We start from the raw sequence: 349 nt of genomic DNA, 5'->3' as shown, positions 1-349 counted from the left end.
CGGATGCCGACGCTGATGCGGATGCAGATGCAGACGCTGATGCCGATGCGGATGCGGATGCGGATGCCGACGCCGATGCGGATGCCGACGCAGACGCGGACGCCGACGCTGATGCGGACGCCGACGCTGATGCGGATGCCGATGCGGATGCGGATGCGGACGCCGACGCGGATGCCGACGCCGACGCCGATGCCGACGCCGACGCCGACGCCGATGCGGACGCGGATGCCGACGCTGATGCGGATGCAGATGCAGACGCTGATGCCGATGCGGATGCGGATGCGGATGCCGACGCCGATGCGGATGCCGACGCAGACGCGGACGCCGACGCTGATGCGGACGCCGACGC

The 349-nt window shown here is 70.5% G+C and carries 1 protein-coding gene; it reads left to right on the top strand.

Annotation, left to right across the window (positions count from 1 at the left end; genetic code table 11):
• A partial coding sequence (locus MXM41_RS22920) for a hypothetical protein (protein ID WP_227448016.1) occupies positions 1-349 on the top strand: 349 nt, incomplete at both ends.

The organism is Leclercia adecarboxylata, assembly GCF_035787115.1.
In the GTDB taxonomy this organism is placed as follows: Bacteria; Pseudomonadota; Gammaproteobacteria; order Enterobacterales; family Enterobacteriaceae; genus Enterobacter; species Enterobacter adecarboxylatus_E.
Note: the sequence above shows the minus strand (reverse complement) of the source record. Positions and strands in the feature narration are given on the sequence as shown.